At 71.0% G+C, this 15,659-nt stretch carries 11 protein-coding genes and 1 CRISPR repeat array; of the genes, 5 read left to right on the top strand and 6 right to left on the bottom strand.

The genetic code is table 11. The annotated features are described in order from the left end of the window. Nucleotides 1-81 precede the first annotated feature (81 nt). Nucleotides 82-1,191, top strand: coding sequence for a S1 family peptidase (locus RM479_RS16830; RefSeq protein ID WP_311512657.1), 1,110 nt, complete (start codon nucleotides 82-84; stop codon nucleotides 1,189-1,191). Between the two features lie 577 nt (nucleotides 1,192-1,768). Further along, a complete protein-coding gene (locus RM479_RS16825) occupies nucleotides 1,769-2,911 on the top strand; it encodes a S1 family peptidase (protein ID WP_311512656.1) in 1,143 nt (380 codons plus the stop codon). 91 nt (nucleotides 2,912-3,002) lie between these two features. Here RM479_RS16825 and RM479_RS16820 read toward each other — a convergent pair whose 3' ends face one another. Together RM479_RS16820 and RM479_RS16815 are read right to left on the bottom strand one after the other, a co-directional pair. After that, nucleotides 3,003-4,613, bottom strand: a complete 1,611-nt coding sequence (locus tag RM479_RS16820) for an amidohydrolase (RefSeq protein ID WP_311512655.1) — start codon at nucleotides 4,611-4,613, stop codon at nucleotides 3,003-3,005. A gap of 89 nt (nucleotides 4,614-4,702) precedes the next feature. Continuing rightward, nucleotides 4,703-6,004: an MFS transporter gene (locus RM479_RS16815; RefSeq protein WP_311512654.1), complete on the bottom strand. Its 1,302-nt coding sequence runs from the start codon at nucleotides 6,002-6,004 to the stop codon at nucleotides 4,703-4,705. 156 nt (nucleotides 6,005-6,160) lie between these two features. On the opposite strand from RM479_RS16815, the gene RM479_RS16810 reads away from it, so the two are divergent. After that, complete coding sequence (locus RM479_RS16810; protein WP_311512653.1) at nucleotides 6,161-7,669, top strand: PucR family transcriptional regulator; 1,509 nt, start codon at nucleotides 6,161-6,163, stop codon at nucleotides 7,667-7,669. 81 nt (nucleotides 7,670-7,750) lie between these two features. Here RM479_RS16810 and RM479_RS16805 read toward each other — a convergent pair whose 3' ends face one another. Continuing rightward, entirely contained in the window at nucleotides 7,751-8,359 is a 609-nt protein-coding gene (locus RM479_RS16805; protein WP_274811341.1) for an NAD(P)-dependent oxidoreductase, read from the bottom strand. Nucleotides 8,360-8,613: 254 nt separating this feature from the next. On the opposite strand from RM479_RS16805, the gene RM479_RS16800 reads away from it, so the two are divergent. Beyond that, nucleotides 8,614-9,183: a TetR/AcrR family transcriptional regulator gene (locus RM479_RS16800; protein ID WP_311512652.1), complete on the top strand. Its 570-nt coding sequence runs from the start codon at nucleotides 8,614-8,616 to the stop codon at nucleotides 9,181-9,183. A gap of 77 nt (nucleotides 9,184-9,260) precedes the next feature. Then, a CRISPR array of direct repeats spans nucleotides 9,261-10,204; the repeat unit is 29 nt; unit sequence GGGACCATCCCCGCGTGCGCGGGGAGCAC. An 85-nt stretch (nucleotides 10,205-10,289) separates the two neighbouring features. On the opposite strand, the gene RM479_RS16795 is transcribed toward RM479_RS16800, so the two are convergent. Together RM479_RS16795 and dop are read right to left on the bottom strand one after the other, a co-directional pair. Then, a complete protein-coding gene (locus RM479_RS16795) occupies nucleotides 10,290-10,769 on the bottom strand; it encodes a PPOX class F420-dependent oxidoreductase (RefSeq protein ID WP_311512651.1) in 480 nt (159 codons plus the stop codon). A gap of 310 nt (nucleotides 10,770-11,079) precedes the next feature. Then, nucleotides 11,080-12,597: a depupylase/deamidase Dop gene (dop, locus tag RM479_RS16790; protein ID WP_397222371.1), complete on the bottom strand. Its 1,518-nt coding sequence runs from the start codon at nucleotides 12,595-12,597 to the stop codon at nucleotides 11,080-11,082. A gap of 341 nt (nucleotides 12,598-12,938) precedes the next feature. Between dop and RM479_RS16785 the strand changes: the two genes are divergently transcribed. Further along, on the top strand, nucleotides 12,939-13,556 hold the full coding sequence (locus tag RM479_RS16785) for a phosphatase PAP2 family protein (RefSeq protein ID WP_311512649.1): 618 nt from the start codon (nucleotides 12,939-12,941) through the stop codon (nucleotides 13,554-13,556). A 278-nt stretch (nucleotides 13,557-13,834) separates the two neighbouring features. On the opposite strand, the gene arc is transcribed toward RM479_RS16785, so the two are convergent. Next, a complete protein-coding gene (gene arc / locus RM479_RS16780; RefSeq protein ID WP_311512648.1) occupies nucleotides 13,835-15,604 on the bottom strand; it encodes a proteasome ATPase in 1,770 nt (589 codons plus the stop codon). Nucleotides 15,605-15,659 lie beyond the last annotated feature (55 nt).

Raw genomic sequence — 15,659 nt, 5'->3', positions numbered from 1 at the left:
ACATGGCGTCACGATCGGCTCGGGCATCCCCAGGGCCGTTCGGTTCCCCCCGTTCCTTCCCACGAGGAAGCAAGAGACGACATGAGACGTCCCCCCGTTCCCCCCGTCCTGGCCGCGTCGGTCCTGGTCGCCGCGGTGCTCGCGGCCCCCGCTCCCGCGACGGCCGCCCCCTCCCCCGCCGAGCCCGTCGCCGACGGTCCCGTGGCCGCCCTGGTCCGGGACATGGACCTGACCGAGACCGAGGCGCACGACCTCCTGGCGGCGCAGGCCGTCGCCGGGGAGATCGACGCCGAGGCCGCCGACATCGCCGGCGACGCCTACGCGGGCTCCTCCTTCGACATCGACACCCACGCGTTGACGGTGCTGGTCACCGACTCCGGCGTCGCCTCGGCGGTCGAGGCCGCCGGTGCCGAGGCGGTGGTCATCGACACCGACCCGGCGGAGACCGTCCGCGCCCTGGACGCCGCCGCGGTGCCCGAGGGCGTCGTCGGTTGGTATCCCGACTCCGACACCGTCGTGGTGGAGGTGATGGCCGGGAGCGGGATCGACGCCGGGGACCTGGGCGTGCCCGACGACGCCGTGCGCCTGGTCGAGACGGACACGCGCCCGAGGACCTACGGGCAGATCATCGGCGGGCACCCGTTCGTCGTCAACGGCGTTCGCTGCACCATCGGCTTCTCCGCGACCGGAGGGCGCGACACCCGAGGCTTCCTGACCGCCGGACACTGCGGGCGGGTCGGGCAGGTCCTCCAGGGTCCCGACGGTCCCGTCGGGGTGTTCCAGCACTCGGTCTTCCCCGGGCGCGACGGCGCGTTCGTGCGGGTCTACGACCCCTGGCGGGTGACGAACCTGGTGGACCGGTACGACGGCACGTTCGTTCGGGTGACGGGTTCCAACCCCGCGCCGGTCGGCTCGGCGTTGTGCCTGTCCTCGTCCACCAACGGCTGGCGGTGCGGCACCCTCCAGGCCCGCAACCAGACGGTCAACTACCCGCAGGGCAGCGTGCAGGGCCTGTTCCGGAGCACCTTGTGCGCGGGTCCGGGTGACTCGGGCGCGCCGATCGTGGCCGGGAGCCAGGCGCAGGGGATCGTTTCGGGGGGTTCGGGTTCTCCCGGTACCGGGTGCACCACATTCGGACAGGAGGTCAATCCTTTGTTGTCATTGTGGGGGTTGACCCTGGTCACCTCCTAGACCCCGGGGGATCCGACTTTACCCCCCGGTAAGAGGTCGCTCGACACAGCGGGACGGTCGTCCGATATTCGGCGGCCGTCCCGTCCTTTTCCCCGACCGTTCGTCTTGGGAGCGTTTCCCTTCCGGAGGCGCGCTCCGCGTGGTCCTCCGTCGCCCCGGGGTCGGGATCCCCCGAATGTGAACGCCGTGACCTCGAATGTTACCGAGGTGTAGCCGAGCGATCACGAAGGGGACGGCGTCCCGATGGCCGCATCCGGCCACGTTGCCCCCCTTGAAATCCCCACCTTTACTCGCTGGGTAACCGGACGACTGCGGAAAAAGACAAGGTCGTTCAACCTTCGACTACCAACAGCCACCACGGTACCGGGTTTCATCGGATGATCCGGCGTCGACTTGAATGCTTTCTCGACAAAGCGGGTCTTTCCCTCGCCAAAATGTGCACTTATGGTTTGGAATCGTTTACTGAACGTCTTGGTGAACTCCGGGGAATGGACCAACTCCATCCTCCGGAAGGGATGTCCGCCCCCACAGGAACGGACTCCCATTCCCCCGTCACTCCCCCTGGAGAGTAGGGATCATGCGACCCTCCCCCGTCATCTCCGCCGTAGGAACGGGAGCCCTGGCCTTCGGCCTGGTGCTCGCGATGTCCCCCGGCGCCTACGCGGCCACCACTCCGCAGGCCCCCGTCGCCGATGACAACAGCGCCACCATGCTGGAGGCATTGGCCCGGGACCTCGACCTGACCACGACCGAGGCCGGCGACCTCCTGGACGCCCAAGAGGCGGCCATGGAGGTCGACGCCGAGGCCACCGAGGCCGCCGGCGACGCCTACGGCGGTTCGCTGTACGACATCGAGACCGACGAGCTCACGATCCTGGTGACCGACGCCGCCGCCGTCGCGGCGGTCGAGGCCACCGGGGCCGAGGCCACCGTCGTCGACCACGGCACCGAGGGCCTGACCGAGGTCGTCGAGGCCCTCGACGCGGCCGACGCGCCCGAAGGCGTCCTGGGCTGGTACCCCGACGTCGCCGACGACACCGTCGTCCTGGAGGTCCTGGAGGGCACCGACGTGGCGGCCCTGCTGGCCGACGCCGGCGTCGACGCCTCCTCCGTCGAGGTGGTCACGACCGACGAGACCCCGCAGCTGTACGCGGACATCATCGGTGGTCTGGCCTACTACATGGGCGGCCGTTGCTCGGTCGGCTTCGCGGCGACCAACAGCGCCGGCCAGCCCGGCTTCGTGACCGCCGGCCACTGCGGCCGGGTCGGCACCAACGTCACCATCGGCAACGGCACCGGCGTCTTCGAGCGCTCGGTCTTCCCCGGTAACGACGCCGCGTTCGTGCGGGGCACCTCGAACTTCACCCTGACCAACCTCGTCTCCCGCTACAACAGCGGTGGCTACCAGTCCGTGACCGGTACCACGCAGGCCCCCATCGGCTCGGCGATCTGCCGCTCCGGCTCCACCACCGGCTGGCACTGCGGCAGCCTCCAGGCCCGCAACCAGACCGTGCGCTACCCGCAGGGCACCGTGTACTCGCTCACCCGCACCAGCGTGTGCGCCGAGCCCGGCGACTCCGGCGGCTCGTTCATCTCCGGCTCGCAGGCGCAGGGCGTCACCTCCGGTGGCTCCGGCAACTGCCGCACCGGCGGCACGACCTTCTACCAGGAGGTCATGCCGATGGTGAACTCGTGGGGCGTGCGGATCCGCACCAGCTAGTCACCCTCACCATCCCCATCCCCGGTGTCCCCGCCCGCGCCCGCCGCGCGGACGGGGACACCCCCTTTTCTCCGGGGCGGCCCCTCCGGGCTCAGGCCCGGTGGGCGATCCCCCCGTCCAGCACCGTCAGCCACGCGTCGACGGAACGCAGACCGTCCGGGGTCAGGCCCTCGATGTCGCGGTCCAGGACCACGATGTCGGCCAGGTACCCCGGCTTGAGCGCGCCGAGCCGGTCCTGCACGCCCAGCGCGTGGGCGGCGTCCAGGGTGTGCGCCCGCAGCGCCTCGTGCAGGGTGATCGCCTGGTCGACCCCGATCCCGTCGCCCTCGCGGGTGCGGCGTCCCACGGCGTTGGCGATGGTGTCCATCGGCCGCAGGCTGGACACGAAGGCGTCGCTGGACAGCGCCGGGCGCAACCCCAGGTCGATCTCCTCGCGCATCGGCTGGAGCCGGTGGGCCCGGTCGCCCAGGCGGCGCAGGAAGTCCCCGCCGCTGTCGTAGAGGAAGTTGGGCTGGTTGATCGGGATGACCCCGTACTCGGTGAACCGCTTGGCCTGCTCCACCGTCGGGTACCCGCAGTGCTCCACGCGGGGCCGCGGATCGGGCCCGGAGACCTTCGCCGCCGAGGCGATCGCGGCCAGGGTGTGCTCCATGGCGGCGTCGCCCTGGGTGTGGATCGCCACCTGCCAGCCCTCGCGGGCGGCCCGGGTGACCAGGTCCACCAGTTGATCGGGGTGGTGGTAGAGGCTTCCGGCGAACTGACCGTGCTCGCCGTAGGGGACGGTGAACTTCGCGGTGCCGCCCAGGAGGGTGCCGTCGGAGTAGAACTTCATGCCGGTCAGCCGCAGCCACTCGTCCCCGAAGGGCGAGGCCAGACCGGCCCGGGTGAGGTCGTCGAGCTGGTGGGAGAGCGGCATCCCGAAGGTGCGCAGCGGCAGCGTTCCGGCGGCCCGTGCCGCCCGGTACACGCGCAGCTCGCGCGCCGACACCTGCGGGTCGCACACGGTGGTCACACCGGCCGACAGGTAGGGGCGGGCGGCGTCGGCCAGCCAGCCCAACAGGTGCTCGGTGGGCAGGTCGGTGTGGAAGTTGGGACCGTGGCAGCCGATGTCGACGGCCAGCGGCAGCAGCAGTTCCATGGCGGCGTCGGTGACCATGCCGGTGAGGCGACCGCCCTCGTCGCGCACGAACGAACCACCCGCGGGGTCGGGCACGTCCTCGCCGATCCCGCTCCAGGCCAGCGCCGCCGAGTTGACGACGGCCTGGTGACCGGACACGTGGTAGACGATGACGGGGTGCTCGGTGGTGGCCGCGTCCAGGTCGCGCCGGGTGGGACGCCCGCCCGGATACTTGGCGTCGTCCATCGAGAAGGCGCGGATCCACTGACCGGCGGGGGTGCGGGCGGCCTCGGCGGCCAGCGCCGCGACCAGCTCGGCGGCGCTGCCCACCCGGGGGTAGCGGGCGTCGACGGCGGCCAGGGACTCGGCCGTGGACAACAGGTGGTTGTGCGGGTCGATGAACCCGGGCAGGACGGTGCGCCCACCGGCGTCGACCTCGACGGCGCCCGGTCCGGCGGCGGCGCGGGCCTGCTCGACGGCGCCCACCAGACGGACGCGGCCGTCGCGCACGGCCACCGCCTCGGCGCGGGGACGGGCCTCGTCCATGGTCAGGACGGTGGCGTTGTGGATGAGCAGGCCGGGCACGGCTTCCTCCTCGTTGGAGTACGGGTGGGGAGCCCCGGGACGGAGCGCAGGACGGGCGGTCCGTCCCGGGGCGGACGGGAAGGGCGGGGTCAGGCCGCAGGTTCGAGCAGGTCGGCGTCACGGTGTCGGGGCGCCTTGGCCAGGCAGACGATGCTGACCACGGCCATCGCCATGAGCAGTCCGGCCACCGGCAGGATGCTCCCGGTCGCCGCGTACAGGGCGGTGCTGACCAGCGGGGACAGACCACCGAAGATCGCGCCGGCGACCTGGTAGGCGATGGAGATGCTGGTGTACCGGGCGCGCGGCGGGTACATCTGGGCGAGCACGCGGGCGATGGGCCCGTAGACGGTGGCCATGGCCAGGCGCATCACGCACAGGACGAGGAAGATCAGCCCGACGCTGCCGGTCTCCAGGACCAGGAACTGGGGCACGGCCAGGACGATGACGCCGACCAGGCCGATGGTGACCACACGGACGGTGCCGTAGCGGTCGCCCAACCAGGACACGGCCAGGGTGGCGACGAGTTCGACGAACGCGGCCAGGCTCAGACCGTTGAGGATGACCTGCTCGCTGATGCCGACCTCGGTGACGCCGTACCCCTGGAGGAACGTAGTGACGATGTAGTAGCCGCCGACCGCGACCGGCAGGATGCCGATGCCCAGCAGTAGTGGCCGCCAAGAGGTGCGCAGCGCCTCGCGGACGGGGAGTTCGGTGGGCTCCCCACTGTTCCGGACGGCCTCGAAGACCGGGGACTCCTCGACCTTGAGTCGGATGACCAGGCCCACCAGGACCAGCAGCACCGAGGCCAGGAACGGCAGGCGCCATCCCCAGTCGTAGAGGATCTCGGTGTCCCAGGCGGCGATGAGACTGAACGAGCCGGTGGCCAGCAGGGCGCCGGCGGGGTTGCCGAGCTGGGCGAAGGCACCGTAGAAGGTCTTGCGGTCCTCGGGGGCGTGCTCGACCGCCATGAGGACGGCGCCGCCCCACTCGCCGCCCACCGCGATGCCCTGCACGAACCGCAGGACCACCAGCAGCAGCGGGGCGACGAACCCGATCTGTTCGTAGGTGGGCAGCAGGCCCACGCAGAAGGTGGCCACTCCCATCATGAGCAGGGTGATGACCAGGGCGGACTTGCGGCCCAGGCGGTCACCGTAATGGCCGAAGACGATCCCGCCCAGCGGACGGGCGAAGAAACCGACGGAGAAGGTCGCGAAGGAGGCCATGAGGCCGACGACCGGGTCGGTCCCCGGGGGGAAGAACTGGGTGGCGAACACCAAGGCCGCCGCCGTGGCGTAGACGTAGAAGTCGAACCACTCGATGGTGGTGCCGACGAAGGCCGCCACGGCCGCACGCGCGGGGTGCGGGGACGTGGGGGCGGTCCGCTCTGACATGGGAACTCCGATGGCGCGTGGCGTGGTCGTCGGTGACCACGGCCGATGTGATCCGGGTGTTGTCGTGACGGTAGACACCCCGCGGCCACCGGTGATGGGATGATCCGCATAGGGCGCACCGTGACAAAAGTGCGGACCGCACAAGGAGGAGGCTCCGTGAGCATCACCGTCCGCGACATCACCACGGCGCCGCACCTGGAGGTCGGCGCCTCCGCCGGGCTGGCCGGGCTGGACCGCGCGGTGCGGTGGGCGCACGTGACCGAGCTGCCCGACCCGGTGCGGTGGCTGCGCGGCGGGGAACTCGTCCTGACCGTCGGCCTCGGCCTGGGTCAGGGCGAGGAGGAGCGCCGTGCCTATGTGCGGCGGTTGCGCGAGGCCGGGTGCGCGGGACTGGCGTTCGCCATCGACGTGTGGCTGGGCGGGACGATCCCGCCCGAGATCCTGGACGAGGGCGACCGGCTCGGGTTCCCTGTCCTGCGGGTCGAGGGCGAGACGTCGTTCATCGCCGTGGTGGAGACCGTCGCCGACCACTACGCCGCCGAACGCACCCGTGAGCAGGGCAGGGTGCTGGCCGCCCAGGACGCGATGGCGCGGGCGGCGCTGCGTTCGGGCCCGGCGGGGGTGATGCGCGAACTCGCGTCGGCGACGTCGGGGGCGTGTCTGCTGCTGGACCGCAACGGGATGACCAGCCGGGCGGTCCCCGAGAGCGAGCCGGTCTGGCACTCGCTGGTGCGCGCGGAGGTGCTGGGGGCGGCGCGCACCCCGGGCATGCGGGTACTGGCCGATGAGGGGGCGGCGATCCTGTTGCAGACCCTGGGCACGACCGGGCGCACCCTCGGCTGGCTGGCGTTGCGCTGCGAGGAGTCCTCACCGAACGTGCGGGTGCTCGCCAACCACGCCGCGTCCCTGCTGGCCGTGGACCTGCTGCACTCCCGCGACGCGCGCCGGTCCCTGTTCGGCGAACGCGCCCCGCTGTTGCGCGCGGCCGCGCTGGGGCGCCCGGTGGGGGTGCCGTTGACGCTGCCGGCCCCGCCCTGGGAGGTGGTGTGCTTCCGGACCGCGGACCCGGGGACGCTGGACGCGGTGGCCGACGCCCTGGTCGACGTGCTGGGCGACACGGGGGCCGCCGGGGACAGCGGGCTGTGCCACATGGGCGAGGTGCTGGTGGCGGTGCTGCCCGACACGGGCCGCCCGTACGCGGGAGAGCGGCTGCTCGCCCTGCTGGACGGGGTGTCGGCGGCGGGGGCGTGCCGGGCGCGCGGTCCGGGCGAACTCGCCTCGGCGGTGGCCCGGCTGCGCGGGGCGATCCCCGCGCAGGGGTACCTGCACATGGACGAGGCCGACGCCTGGGCGCTGCTGCGGTCGTCGGTGCCCGAGAGCGGGTCGCGGGCGTTCACCGACGCGGTGCTGGGCGGGATCGTGGAGCACGACGCGCGCAACGGCACCGACCTGGCGCACACCCTGCGGCACTACCTGGACAACAGCGCGCACGTGGAGGAGACCGCCCGGGAGCTGGGGGTGCACCGCAACACGTTGCGGGCACGGCTGCGGACGGCCGAGCGGGTGCTGGGCCACGACCTGCGCGACCCGCGCGCCCGCCTGGAGGTGTGGACGGCGTTGAGCCTGAACCCGATGCGCTGCGCCGACGGCGGCTGGCACGACTGAGTGTGGCGGCCGGGCCGGAGCCGCGGGAACGGCCGGGCGCCGGCGGTCCTCCCCGCCGCACGTGGGGAGGACCGCCGCTGGTCAGGCGGCGGCGACGGTGTACATCCGCCCCGCGTGGGCGTCGGTCTCGATCTCGTCCACGAGCGCGACCGCGTAGTCGGCGTGGCTGAGCCTGCTGCGTCCGAACTCGTCCGTCAGGATGACGTCCCCGCCGACGCGGTAGCGCCCGGTCCGCTCGCCCTGACTGACGAGTTCGACCGGCGGGGCCAGGTAGGTCCACCGCAGGTCGAGGCTGATCTTGTACAGGAAGTAGGCGCGTTCGAGGGCGCGCGCCAGGTTGCGCAGGGGCCCGCGGGCCAGCCTGCTCTGCCAGTAGATGGCGGTGCGCGAGTCGTCGGTGAACAGGTGTCCGGCGCTGCCGACGACGATGAGCCGCACGGGGGTACCGGTCAGCAGCGAGATGAGGTGCCGGTCCACCTCCAGGTGGTCGCGTTCGCGGCCCACCTGCGCCTGGTGGGCGTTGACCAGCACGTCCAGACCGTCAAGGTCGCCGTAGTCGAGGTCGAGGGCGTCGCGCCGGATGACGCACACGCTGTGCCCTCGGGCCTCGGCCTCGGCCGCGATACGCGCACCGATGCCGCCGGTCGCGCCGATGACACCGATCCGCACGGGAGTGATGTTGTCTTGCATGGGCGGGTCCTTCGGAACGGGTACTCGACCTGGTGCGGGGCCGTCGAGTCGGGGGGAACGATCCCACACCAGTGACGGAGAGGTCTCCGTCAAGTACCCCCAACGTACCGGAGGGGTCTCCGCCACGCAATCGCCAAAGCCTGTGACGCCAGCCTCAGGTTCCACGAGAAAAGGCGGTTGAGCTGGTATGACAAAAATTCGACAGATCGGTTAACCTATGGCGGAGAGATCTCCGCTAACGAAGGATCACGTCCGTGTCGACCAAGCGCGTCGAGCAGTTGCACGCCCAAGGCGTCCGCACGCGCGCCCACCTGCTGGAGAGCGCCCGCGAGGCGTTCTCGACGTGCGGTGACGCCTCCCTGAACTCCATCGCCAAGAAGGCCGGCGTGGGCATCGGCACCCTGTACCGGCACTTCCCCACCCGCGAGGACCTGATCTTCGAGCTGTACCGGGGCGAGGTCCAGCAGATGGCACAGGCCGCCGACGACCTGCTTGAGGAACACCCGCCGCTGAACGCCTTCCGGCTGTGGCTCAACCGTTTCGCCCGCTACGCCATGACGAAGGCGGGGCTCATCGGAGCACTCCAGAGCGCCACGAGCCACGGCCGCTTCGCCCAGGAGGCCCGGGGACCGCTCACCGCCGCGCTCCAGCGGCTGCTCGACGCCAATCGCGCCGCAGGGACGCTGCGCGAGGACCTGGAACCCGACGACGTGCTCTTGGCCATCGCCGGGCTGTACCAGCTCGACCCTGCGGGCGACTGGGAGCCGCGTGCCAAGCGGCTCCTCGAACTCGTCTTCGTCGGTCTGTGCCGCCGGAATCCGTGACCCGGGGTCAGGGCAGAACCGAGTCGACGTGTGCGCGGTGAGCACACACAGCCACGCTGCGCGCCGAGCTTGAGGCCGGGACCATCCCCGCGTGCGCGGGGAGCACCACCAGGTGGAAGCCTTCTACAAGGGCTGGGTGGGACCATCCCCGCGTGCGCGGGGAGCACATGCGTCGGATTTGCGCCGTGCAATGCCATTTGGGACCATCCCCGCGTGCGCGGGGAGCACTCCATGCCGAACGCGCGGGTGAACTGGTTCGGGGGACCATCCCCGCGTGCGCGGGGAGCACCGCATCCTCAACCGGATCGACAAGACCCTCCGGGGACCATCCCCGCGTGCGCGGGGAGCACATGGCGCACCACTGTACGGGTGTGTTGGTCGTGGGACCATCCCCGCGTGCGCGGGGAGCACCACGCCGAAGGCTCCCCGTACCGCCCGGCGGCGGGACCATCCCCGCGTGCGCGGGGAGCACGCCGACGACCTCGCCCAGATCGTCCGCTGCGCGGGACCATCCCCGCGTGCGCGGGGAGCACTTGGAGACCTCCATCGAGGCGATGAGCGGCTGGGGACCATCCCCGCGTGCGCGGGGAGCACGGGGCGTCCGGAGGAATGGCCGGAGCGGGCGGGGGACCATCCCCGCGTGCGCGGGGAGCACAGGGCCGCGATGACGCGGGCGGCCTCGATGGCGGGACCATCCCCGCGTGCGCGGGGAGCACATCCTGCGCGGCGGCAACCAGACCCGCTGCCTGGGACCATCCCCGCGTGCGCGGGGAGCACGGGTGGTGCGGCAGCACGATGACGGCGAACCGGGGACCATCCCCGCGTGCGCGGGGAGCACAGCCGGCTCGGGAGGAACCGCGCCGACAACACGGGACCATCCCCGCGTGCGCGGGGAGCACGCCAGCGGCTTCGAGGCATGGGTCCTGGGTCCGGGACCATCCCCGCGTGCGCGGGGAGCACCGCAACGCCACGGACGCCGCGACCCGCAGCGCGGGACCATCCCCGCGTGCGCGGGGAGCACGGCAAATGACCTGCATGGATTCCAGTGGAAACCAGCCGATTCTGCAACTTCTCAAGAAACGGACATAAGCAACACGGGCACGAACTCAGTCGGCGAACGGCGACGGCACACGGTCGGCGGGGAATCCTCCCGTGGCGATCGGGCCCCAGCGCTTCGGGGTCACCCGGACGAGCGCCTTCCCCTGGCGGCGCATGGCCTCCCGGTACTCCTCCCAGTCCGGGTGCTCCCCCGCGATCACCCGGAAGTACTCCACCAACGGCTCCACGGCCTCCTCGCCGTCGATGACCTCGGCCTCTCCGTCGACCTGGACCCAGGCCTCGCCGAAGGAGTCGGACAGCACCACCACGCTCACCTGCGGGTCGCGTGCGGCGTTGCGGGCCTTCGCCCGCTCCGGATACGTCGACACCACGATCCGGCCCTGGGCGTCCACGCCGCAGGTCACCGGTGAGGCCTGCGGCCCCCCGTCACCCCTGCGCGTGATGAGCAGAGCGTTGTGCCTCGGCCGGATGAACTCCAACAGCCCGGCCAGGTCGACGGTGGTGTTGGTCGCGATCGAAGGACTCATGCGCCTCTCTCTTCACCGGGAAACGGCCTCAGCCTATCCCCGGAGGCCACGCCCCTTCGAGCGGTCGGCGCCCCCGCACGGCGGAAAAGGGCGACCGCCGGAGAACGATCACCCCCAGAGGTTCACGGAAGGTCATTCGAGTCGCGGACCGCGAAACGGCGAGGTTCCCTCAGGTAGGGTCCGGCTTCGACCCCCGGTTCATCGCGACTCCCGCTGGGCCGCTCGCGGGAAGCCCACGGGATCATCCCGGCTTCGTGGGGCCGGGCATGGGCGGGGGCACGGCCTCGGCCGTGCCCCCGTGCCCGTTCGCCTAGCGGTTGCCCGACAGCACCGCCACCAGGTCCGCAGCCGTGGCCGAGGCGTCCAGGAGTGCTCCCACGTGCTCCTTCGTCCCTCGGCGGGGCTCCAGGGTGGGCACCCGCTGCAACGAGTCGTACCCCGGCAGGTCGAAGATCACCGAGTCCCACGACGCCGCGGCCACCGAGTCCGCGTACTTCGCCAGGCACCGTCCCCGGAAGTACGCCCGGGTGTCCTCCGGCGGCTCCGTGACGGCCCGCTGCACATGGGGCTCGTCCAGCAACCGCTTGATCCGCCCGCGCGCCACCAACCGGTTGTAGATCCCCTTGTCCGACCGCACGTCCGAGTACTGGAGGTCCACCAGCTGCAACCGCGGGTGCGACCAGTCCAGCCCGTCCCGCGACCGGTACCCCTCCAACACCTTCAGCTTGGCCACCCAGTCCAGCTCGTCGGCCAGGCTCATCGGGTCGGTCCCCAGCCGGGTCAGCACCGATTCCCACCGGTTCAGCACGTCCACCGTGTCCGGATCCACGTCGGTCCCGAACCGGTCCTCCACGTACTTGCGCGCCTGGTCCAGGTACTCCCGCTGCAACTCCAGCGCCGTCATGCGCCGCCCGTCGCGCAGCTTCACCCGGTGCGTCAGCGTCGGGTCGTGGGAGACCGCCCGCAGGTCCGCCACCGGCGTCTCCAGCGACAGGTCCACGCTGATGAACCCGTCCTCGATCATCGACAGGACCAACGCCGTCGTCCCCAACTTGAGGTACGTGGAGATCTCGCTCATGTTGGCGTCGCCGATGATCACGTGCAGCCGCCGGTACTTGTCCGGGTCGGCGTGGGGTTCGTCCCGCGTGTTGATGATGGGACGCTTCAAGGTGGTCTCCAGCCCCACCTCGACCTCGAAGAAGTCCGCGCGCTGCGAGATCTGGAAACCGGTGCCCTGCCCGTCGGAACCGATCCCCACCTTGCCGGAGCCCACCACCACCTGGCGGGACACGAAGAACGGGATGAGGTGACGGACGATGTCGCCGAACGGCGTCGACCGCCGCATCAGGTAGTTCTCGTGGCACCCGTAGGAGGCGCCCTTGTTGTCGGTGTTGTTCTTGTACAGCTGGATCGGCTCGATCCCCGGCGTGGCGCCCGCCCGGGCCGCCGCGTCGGCCATCACCCGCTCACCCGCCTTGTCCCACAGCACCGCGTCGCGCGGGTTGGTGACCTCGGGCGCCGAGTACTCCGGGTGGGCGTGGTCCACGTACAGCCGCGCCCCGTTGGTGAGGATGACGTTGGCCAACCCCAGATCCTCGTCGGTGAGCTGCGTGGGGTCGGCCACCTCACGCGCCAGGTCGAAGCCGCGCGCGTCGCGCAGCGGGTTCTCCTCCTCGAAGTCCCATCGTGCCCGCCGTGCCCGGGCCGCCGAGGCGGCCAGATAGGCGTTGACCACCTGGGTGGAGGTGACCATCGCGTTGGCCCCGGGGTTGCCCGGCACGGAGATCCCGTACTCGGTCTCGATACCCATAATCCGCCGCACACTCATGGTGAGAGGTTATCCACCAAGGCTTGATCTTGAACGCCTCCGCGTCGATTGTGGCCCAAGTGCCGTCTTCGCGGGAGTTCCCGAGCCCCCGGCGTGCCGTTGTCGTCGCAGGTCGGTCGGTCTCTCCAAAGGCGGGGAAAAGGTTCCCGACCGTTTCTCCGAAAAAGCCGACCGCCCGCGCCGCGCCCCCTCCACGCCTTGCGACCGCCGTTCCTCCAACGGCCCCGCCGCGGCCTTCGGCGAAACGGTGCGCCAGAGCCCCCTCGGCCGCCCCGGAGACGACGGGGCATCGGGGCGGCGACACAATGGACGCGTCCCGCCGCACGCCCGGAAGGTGCCCCTTGTCCCCTACCGCTCCAGCCCGGACCGTTCCGCTCTCCACCCGGTGTGCGCTGGTGGTCACCGAACTCCTCGCCCCCGCCGTGGCGACGGCCGCGATCGGGGCCATGGTCGCCTTCGCCGCCACTCCGACGCCCGCCTCGGGGCTCCTGTGGGCGGCGGTGGCGGTGCTCTTCGGGGCCGCGATCCCCCTGGGCTTCCTGCTGCTGGGACAACGGCGCGGCTGGTGGGTCGACCACCACGTCCCCGACCCGGCGCACCGCCGCTGGCCGATCGCGGTGGCGGTCGCCTCCGTGCTGACCGGCGCGGCGGTGGGCGCCGTCTTCCACGGCCCCGTGGAACTGCTGGTCCTGGCACTGGTGATGTGCGCGACCCTGGCCGTGGTGTGGGCGGTCACCGACCGCGGCGGCTGGAAGGTGTCCGTGCACGCGCTCACCGCCGTGACGGGCGCGACCCTGGCCGCGCTGTTGTACGGCCCGTGGGCGGGCGTCCCGGCCGCACTGGCGGCACTGGCGGCGGGCTGGTCGCGGGTGCATCTGCGCGCCCACACCCCCGCCCAGGTGGTGGCGGGCGGCCTGCTCGGCGCGACCGCCGCGATCCTGTTCAGCGCCCTGACCTGACCCCGCTGCCCCCGGCCCGGGGCGGTCGGCTCCGGGACTGGCCACGTGGCGCACAGGCCCGCTCAGACCCTTCCCGTGGTGGCGGCGGCCCCACCACGCCCTCCCGCGTCCACCCTCGACGGTCACCGTCGGTGCTCTCCGGGAGGACGACGGGGCACTCCCCTGCCCGCCCGCGGACCGCAGGGGCGTCGAACGCCCTCCCGGCCCCGGCGACCGGCACGCGAAGGGGCCGACCGGAAGTCCGGTCGGCCCCCACGAGGAGTGGTACGGGTGCGTCGCTACAGGTACTGGCCGGTGTTGGCCACCGTGTCGATGCTCCGCCCGGAGTCCGCGCCCTTCTTGCCCGTGACGAGGGTCCGGATGTAGACGATGCGCTCGCCCTTCTTGCCGGAGATCCGCGCCCAGTCGTCGGGGTTGGTGGTGTTGGGCAGGTCCTCGTTCTCACTGAACTCGTCGACGCACGCCTGGAGCAGGTGCGCGACCCGGATGCCCTTGGAGTCGTGGTCGATGAAGTCCTTGATGGCCATCTTCTTGGCCCGCGAGACGATGTTCTCGATCATGGCGCCGGAGTTGAAGTCCTTGAAGTACAGGACCTCCTTGTCACCGTTGGCGTAGGTGACCTCCAGGAACCGGTTCTCCTCGCCCTCGGTGTACATCCGTTCCACGACCGTCTGGATCATGGCGTCCACCGTGGCCTTGGCCGAACCGCCGTGCTCGGCCACGTCGTCCTCGTGGAGAGGCAGATCCACGAGGATGTACTTGGCGAAGATGTCCCGGGCCGCCTCGGCGTCGGGCCGCTCGATCTTGATCTTGACGTCCAGCCGGCCGGGCCGCAGGATCGCCGGGTCGATCATGTCCTCGCGGTTGGAGGCGCCGATGACGATGACGTTCTCCAGACCCTCCACACCGTCGATCTCGCTCAACAGCTGCGGCACGATCGTGTTCTCCACGTCGGAGGACACGCCCGAGCCACGGGTGCGGAAGATGGAGTCCATCTCGTCGAAGAAAACGATGACCGGGGTGCCCTCGGACGCTTTCTCACGAGCCCGCTGGAAGACCAGGCGGATGTGCCGCTCGGTCTCGCCGACGTACTTGTTGAGCAACTCCGGGCCCTTGATGTTGAGGAAGAAGCTCTTGCCGACGTCGCGGCCGGTGCGCTCGGCGACCTGTTTGGCCAGCGAGTTGGCGACCGCCTTGGCGATGAGCGTCTTACCGCACCCGGGCGGGCCGTACAGCAGCACGCCCTTGGGGGCGCGCAACTGGTGCTCGCGGAACAGGTCCTTGTGCAGGTAGGGAAGCTCGACCGCGTCGCGGATGAGCTCGATCTGCCCGGCCAGGCCACCGATGTCGGTGTAGGAGATGTCGGGCACCTCCTCCAGGATGAGCTCCTCCACCTCCGACTTGGGGATGCGCTCGTACACGTACCCCGAGCGGGTCTCCAGCAGCAGGGAGTCACCCGGTCGGATGGGCTCGTCGCGCAGCGGGTCCGCGAGGCGCACGATGCGCTCCTCGTCGTGGTGCGAGATGACCAGGGCGCGTTCGCCGTCCTCAAGGATCTCCTTGAGCATGACGACCTCGCCGACCGTCTCGAAGGACTCCACCTCGACCACGTTGAAGGCCTCGTTGAGCATGACCTCCTGGCCCGGGCGCAGCGCGTCCAGGTCCACCGAGGGGCTCACGTTGACCCGCATCTTGCGGCCGTTGGTGAAGATCTCGACGGTCTCGTCCTCGCGCACGCCCAAGAAGACACCGAAGCCGGACGGCGGCTGCGCCAGCCGGTCGACCTCCTCCTTGAGCGCCACGATCTGTTCGCGGGCCTCCTTGAGGGTGGAGACCAGACGCTCGTTCTGCCCGTTGGCGGCGGCGAGATTGGCCTGGGCCTCCCTGAGCCGCTCCTCCAGGAGGCGCACATGTCGGGGCGAATCGGCGAGCTTACGCCGAACCACGCTGAGTTCCTTTTCCATGTAGGAGACCTGGGCCGTGAGTTCAGCGACTTCACGGTCCCGGTCGCTCTGACGCTCATCATCGCGCTCGGCCACGTCCGCCACCTCCCTATGAGAAGGACGACTACGACTACTCGGGAGCCTACCTACCCGTGCCCGA

The organism is Nocardiopsis lambiniae, from assembly GCF_031845465.1.
Taxonomy (GTDB): Bacteria; Actinomycetota; Actinomycetes; order Streptosporangiales; family Streptosporangiaceae; genus Nocardiopsis; species Nocardiopsis lambiniae.
The sequence above is the reverse complement of the archived record's forward strand: the minus strand, read 5'-3'. Positions and strand labels throughout refer to the sequence as shown.